Genomic DNA, 6,319 nt, shown 5'->3' on the forward strand with positions numbered 1-6,319 from the left:
AGCGCCACCGCCCGATCATTGATCTCGACCGTGGTGGCGGCGCGGCAGCTCTTGAGCAGCTCCTGCATGCGGCGCTCGGCCTCGAGGTCGAACCACTTCTTGCTCACCAGGATTCGCACCTCGCGAAAGCTGCGCGTCCGCGCCGGATTGACCCCGAGCACGCGCGCCACGCGCCAGCCGCCCTCCACCGAATCGGGGCCGAGCACGGCGTCCTTGCCGGCGCGCTTCGCGCGAGCGAACAGCGCGCTGTCGGATTCCATGGAGACCTCGAGGTCGTAATTCACTCCGGCGCGCGCCCCCATGGCGACCAGACTCTCGGCCCGCGCCGGGATCAGGAGCTGGGCTTTCATCTGCTCCGCCCCGGCTCGGGACGGGAATTCCATCTGGGTCAGCGAGACGCGCTCGGGAAGACTCCAGTGCGCCGGGTCCTGATCGTAGAACCGCTCGATCGTCACCGAATCCATCGGGATCTTGTCGTACACCTCGCGCTGGACGAAGTGCGTGACGGCGGTGAACTCTCGCTTCTTCTGCAGCTCCCGCGCGATCGCCGGCCACCGATCGATGCGCCGCCGTTCGGCGTCGCGACGGAGCTGGCGCTCGAACACCTGGTTCCTGATCTCTTCCTCGAGCTGCTGCTCGTGCTCGATGCGCGGGCGATAGATCGGGTTCAGCGCCTGCCAGGCCTTCAAGACCTCAGCCACCGTGAACGAGCCCTGATTGCTCCACGCCACCGCCCTCGGCAGATCGAGCGAGTCCACGCGTGGCATGGTGCCGAGCATGCGGAGCTGCGCCATCAGCGACGACTCGGGCGCGGGCTTGGGGATGGCGGCGAACGCCCGGGTGAGTTTGCGGGTCATTGCGGGGTCGAAGCGGAGGGCGATCCGCGTGGCGAAGCTGTCCCGGGCCATAATGCCCAGGGTGCGGGGATCCGAGGTCGTGTCCCCCTGGGCGCGCACCCGCTGGCGCAGGTCCACCATGGCCGAGTCGAGCGTCACCTCGAGCATGAGCTGGTCCCGCAGGCCCGCGTAGCCGGTGCTCTCGTCCGCCGTCCAGACCCACTTCTCGCGCAGGGCCGCCTCGCCCAGAGCCTCCTTGCCGATCAGGAGATCGAGAAACTGCCGGGCCCCCCTCGGGGTAAGAGAGTCGGGTCGGGCCGGGGGGCTCACCTCTGCCCAGGCGGCATAGAAGCCGGACCGCGTCACCTCGCGGTGACTGGCCACCCGGGCCAGCAGGGTGTCCGGCATGGGGCGGGCTTCGGATTCCGCCCGGGGTGGCGCCGCGGCACCCGGAACCCATCCGAGCAGCAGGAATACGATCCAACGGTAGCGGTGGAGCGCGTGGCGCACTCTGAGTCACTCCCATGGCCGACGACGGGCCGCACACTCTAGCATGGCCCATTGCTTCCCCTTTTTCCCCGGCCTCTCTAGACTTCCCGACTTCATGCGCCCCCTTCGCACCGTCGCGCTGGCCGCCTGCAGCCTGTTCCTGGCGTCTTCCGTGGCCCGGGCGGCCGAGGTCCGGGTGGTCTCGAGCGATGCTCGGGGCGTCACCCTGACGCTCGACGTCACCGACTGGCGCCTCGATCCGACCGGGGTCGGCGAGCGGCTGCTGCCGTTCGTCGACGGCCTGGAGCGCAGCGGGCTGACGGGCCGGCCGCGGCTCCCCTTCGGGCGCGCCCTGCTGGCCCTGCCACCGGGCGCGCGGCCGATCGCCCGGGTGGTGTCGGGGGGCGCGATCGAGACCCGCGAGGGCGTCCATCTGGCGATCGCCGCCCGCTCGCGGCTCGTCCCCGACGAGAAATTCGGCTTCATCCCGGTGCTCGAGGACACGGTTCCGATCCGCGACGGCCCCTGGCCGCCGCAGCCCTTCTCGGTCGGCGATCCCTCGAGCATGCGCGATCGGCGCATCGTGGCGGTCGAGCTCTATCCGTTCCAGTACGACGAAGCCTCCGCTCGCCTCACGCTCACGCACCAGCTCACGGTGCGCGTGGATTTCGTCGGCACGAGCGCGCCCGGCCCGACGATCGGCACGCTGCCCGAGACCCCCGACGCCCACGAGGAGGCGCTGTTCGGCAGCCAGATCGCCAACTGGAAGGACGCGAGATCCTGGCGCGCCGCTCGCCCGCGATTCACGGAAGGCGCGCTGTTCGGTCGCCGAGCGGGCGCCGCGCGAGCCCTCGGAACCGGGACATGGGACGAGAACGCTCCCGAGGTGCGCGTGCGCATCGACACCACCGGAGTCTACGAGCTGGACTACGACACGCTCGCGGTCTACGGCTACCCCGCCGGCACCCCGATCGCCGAAGTCAGCGTTCACCGCCACGAGTACCTCGAGAACGCAAGCCCGCCCTACATGACGGTCGAGCTGCCGATCGAGGTGGATGATTTCAACAACAACGGCGTGTTCGACTCCGGCGACCGCATCGTGCTGTGGGTATGGGACTGGGCGCAGCGCTCGCGCGCCTCGCAGGCGCTGCGCTGCTGGGGGGACGCCGAGGTCATCTACGCCACCGCGAAGCCGGGGGGGAGCGGCGCGCGCATCGCGCATCGCAACGCCTGGCTCGGCCGCAACGATCTCACGCCGCTCACCTCGTATCCCTGGCGCCAGCGCTACAAGCAGAATCTCCAGTACATGACCTTCCCGCCCGACACCGTCGTGGATCCGTATCTGTGGACCAACGTCTCGATCTACACCGCGCCCGACGCCTTTCCGTTCGAGACCAACAATCTCGATGCCGCTCAGCCCGCTTCCTTCACCGTGAACTGGATGGGAGTGGGCGGCACGCCGCACATCAACTGGGCCACCGTCACCAATCGACTCGGCCAGGTGTCGAGCGTGGTGGACTCGGTGGTCTGGTCGGGACTCGTCTATTTTCCGGTCACCGGAAACGTTCCGGCCGGCGCCCTCACCGAAGGCCCGACCAACACGCTCAAGGTGTGGGGAAAGACCGACAACACGCCGAGTGGTAACAACGTCGGCCTCTCGGGCGTTCACTCCTTCGACCTCACCTACTGGCGCGGCTACGTGCCGCTGCGCGGTTATCTCAGCTGCAACAGCGGTACGCAGTCGAGCGACTACGAGATCCGTGCCGGGCCGTTCAGCGACGCGCCGTCGGTGCGCGCCTACGACGTCACCGATTCGCTCAACCCGGTACGCCTCGACAACGTCACCTTCGAGACCGTCGGCTTTTCGGTCTATCTCCACCTCCAGGATCCGGCGCCACCGGCGCGGCGCCAGTACGTGATCGAGGAGCTGCCGCGCGTGCCCGCCCCCGGCGCTTTCGCGCGTGTCACGCGCTACGGGGTGTTCAATCAGACCTCGGGCGACTACCTGATCATCGCGCCCGAGGGATTCGTCTCCGCCGCCCAGCCGCTCGCCACGCTCCACGCCAACCAGGGGCTGCAGGTGGTGATGGCGCCGCTCGAGGGCGTCTACGACGAATTCAACGGCGGGCGGCGCTCGCCCTACGCCATCAAGCGCTTCATCCGCTACGCCTACATTCGCTGGAACGCCAAGTACGTGCTGCTGGTGGGCGACGGCAGCGAGGATCCGCAGCGGTTCATGCCGACCTCGAGCCCCGACATCGTTCCGGTGCAGCGGGTGCTGGGACCGGTCGCGGCCTTCCTGCCGAGCGGCGACTACCTGCGCGAAGCCATCCCGGGCGATTCGTGGTACGCATTCTGTCTCACCTGCACCGACCCGTCGGCGTCGAATCCGCTGCTCGATGTCTCGCTGGGGCGCCTCCCGGCGGGCACGGTCGCCGACGTCACCGCGATGGTGAACAAGATCGTCCACTACGACGATCTCTCGGGCGATCAGACCTGGCGGCGCAACATGCTGTTCACCTCGGACGACCAGTTCTCGGGCGCCACCACCTTCGGCGGCGGATCGAGTGGCAACAGTTACTGCCGGCACCCCGAGGAAGGCGCGTTCCGCGCGATCAACGAGATCGCGGATTCGCTGGTGCTGAAGACCGCGGGGCTCTCGCAGACCAATCTCGAGCTGTTCAACCTGTCGTACTACCTGCCGAATCGGCCCGGCGATTTCTGCACCAACTGCCCGTCCGACACTTGCCGGCTGAGCCAGACGACCTTCCAGTCACGCGCGCGCCTCACCGCCACGCCGGCGCTGTTCTCGAAGCTCAACGCCGGCCAGATGTGGTGGAACTATCAGGGCCACGCCAACGAATACGTGATGTCGCACGAGAGCTTCTATCTCAACCAGGCGCCCAACTACGACCACCTCCAGTTCCAGAACGACGGCAAGCCCTGCCTGTTCTCGGCGTTCTCGTGCCACGGAAACAGCTTCGCGCGCATTCGCGGCGGCACCAACGATGGAACGTTCGGCCCGTGCTTCGGCGAAGCAATGGTGACGCTGCCGAATCGCGGCGCGATTGCTTCGTTCGCTTCCGCCGGATTCGAGCTGATTCCCAGCGATCCGACCCGCCACATGCAGGTCCACATGACCAAGGCGATGTTCGTGAATCCGCCTCGCGACGAGCAGCTGGGCGACCGCGGGGCGCGCGGCGTGCTCGGCGAGATTCTGCAGGCCACCTACCTCGCCAACTTCAGCGCCCACTTCAGCAGTCCGCTGGAACAGGGCGTGGCGATCTCCTACAACCTGCTCGGCGACCCGGCGACGCGGCTGAGCCTCGGCCCGCCGCAGTCGGTGGTGACCGCCAACGCGCTGCCGGTCGTGAGCGGCCAGGACATCCGCCTGCACACCGCCGGCGACACGCTGAGACTCGAAGCCGACCTGGTCTCCAACGTCCGCCTCGACTCGCTGAGCCTGGTGCGCACCGGCCCCGGCAATCTGACCAACGTGATCTGGCGCTCCGTCAATCCACCGCCCGCCGGCCTCCTCGTGACGCCGGCGTTCCCCGATACGGCGAAGAGCGCCGCCGTCACCGGCGGCCGGCGATTCCACCTCACCCTGTCCGACACCCTGCTCGCCGACACCTACAAGTACTCGTTCCGCAGCGTGGACCGCTACGGCCAGCTGACCAACTTCGACGCCGATTTTGGCTTCACAACCGTGCTGCAGGTGGGAGGACAGACCGTCGCCGACGGCGACATCGTCTCGCCGACCGCGGCGCTTACGATGCTGGTGCGCTCGCCGCGCCCGCTCAATCCGCTCACCGATCTGACCCTCACCGCCAACGGTGTACCCCAGCCCTTCAGCGCCGGCGCGGCCAACGGTGATCCGAGCGGGCGGGAGTGGCTGCTGTCGTGGACGCACGCGCCCTATTCCGCCGACGTCACCACGCTCCAGATCAGCGCCGAGGGCGGCGCCACTCAGTACCACAGCTTCCGCGTCGCCGGGGCGGGCTCGGGCATCCGGCTCGACAATGCGATGGTGTTTCCCAATCCGTTCGACGATGATTACCTTCGCGCGCTCAACCCCGGCAGGGACGTCGCCACCGTGTTCTCGTTCAACCTGGTAAGCCCCTCGCCGGCCGACGTCACGTTGCGCGTGTATACGATTTCGGGGCGGCTCATCTATCAGCGCACCGAGCCGGGGCTGGATGCGAGCTACCACCAGATGGAGTGGAACGGGCTGGATGCGGAGGGTTCGCCGCTTGCCAACGGCATCTACTTCTACAAGTTGCTCGCCCGCAGCGGATCCCAGACCACTTCGGTCGCAGGCCGGCTCGTCAAGCTGCGCCGCCCGCACCACATCGACTGATCCCGCCGCGAGCGCGGGCGCCGCGCTCCTCCGGTCCGCGAGTCTCGCGTTGTTGATCGCGCTGGCGCCGAGCCCGGCGCCGGCTGCCGCCGCGAAACACGCCAAAGCGCAGCCGCCACCCGACAGCGAGCATCGCCGGCTCGGTGTGCTTCGCGCCGAGGATGACCGCGCCGCAGCGGCGCCCGCGCTGCTCGAGGGGCTCCGCGATTCGCTGCCCGAGTTGCGCGCGCGCGCGGCTCTGGCCTGCGCGCGCATTCAGGATTCGACGCTGGTGGCGCCGCTGCTGCCGCTGCTCCAGGATCCGGTGGCCGCCGTGCGCGCGCAGGCGGCGTTCGCGCTCGGCCAGATCGGAAATCACTCGGCGCGACCGGCGCTCGAAGCGGCCCTGAGCTCGAAGGACACCGCGCTTGTGGATCTCGCGATCGAGGCGCTCGGCAAGCTCGGTGACAAGTCGGCGACCCCGAAAGTCGTGGCATTCCTCGATGACGATTCGCCGCGCGTGCGCGGCGAGGCAGCCGTGGCGCTGTGGCGGCTCGCCGACTCGACCGCGACCGATGCCCTGATCGCGCATCACGATGATCCGGATCCCGAGGTGCGCTGGCGCGTGCTCTACGCGCTCGAGAAGATCGTCAAT

3 protein-coding genes are annotated in these 6,319 nt (G+C 68.5%); 2 read left to right on the top strand and 1 reads right to left on the bottom strand.

Going from position 1 to position 6,319, the window contains the following annotated elements:
* Positions 1-1,244, bottom strand: a 1,244-nt coding sequence (locus VMJ70_12790; GenBank protein HTO92001.1) for a peptidylprolyl isomerase, incomplete at its 3' end; no start/stop codon positions are given.
* A gap of 196 nt (positions 1,245-1,440) precedes the next feature.
* On the opposite strand from VMJ70_12790, the gene VMJ70_12795 reads away from it, so the two are divergent.
* Both VMJ70_12795 and VMJ70_12800 read left to right on the top strand, forming a co-directional pair.
* On the top strand, positions 1,441-5,685 hold the full coding sequence (locus VMJ70_12795; GenBank protein HTO92002.1) for a C25 family cysteine peptidase: 4,245 nt from the start codon (positions 1,441-1,443) through the stop codon (positions 5,683-5,685).
* Positions 5,686-5,734: 49 nt separating this feature from the next.
* Positions 5,735-6,319, top strand: a 585-nt coding sequence (locus tag VMJ70_12800; protein HTO92003.1) for a HEAT repeat domain-containing protein, incomplete at its 3' end; no start/stop codon positions are given.

Source organism: Candidatus Sulfotelmatobacter sp. (assembly GCA_035498555.1).
Taxonomy (GTDB): Bacteria; Eisenbacteria; RBG-16-71-46; order RBG-16-71-46; family RBG-16-71-46; genus DATKAB01.

What these genes read in the sequence shown, in the direction of transcription:
- VMJ70_12795 (HTO92002.1), top strand. Translation starts at nt 1,441, where the DNA reads ATGCGCCCCCTTCGCACCGTCGCGCTGGCCGCCTGCAGCCTGTTCCTG.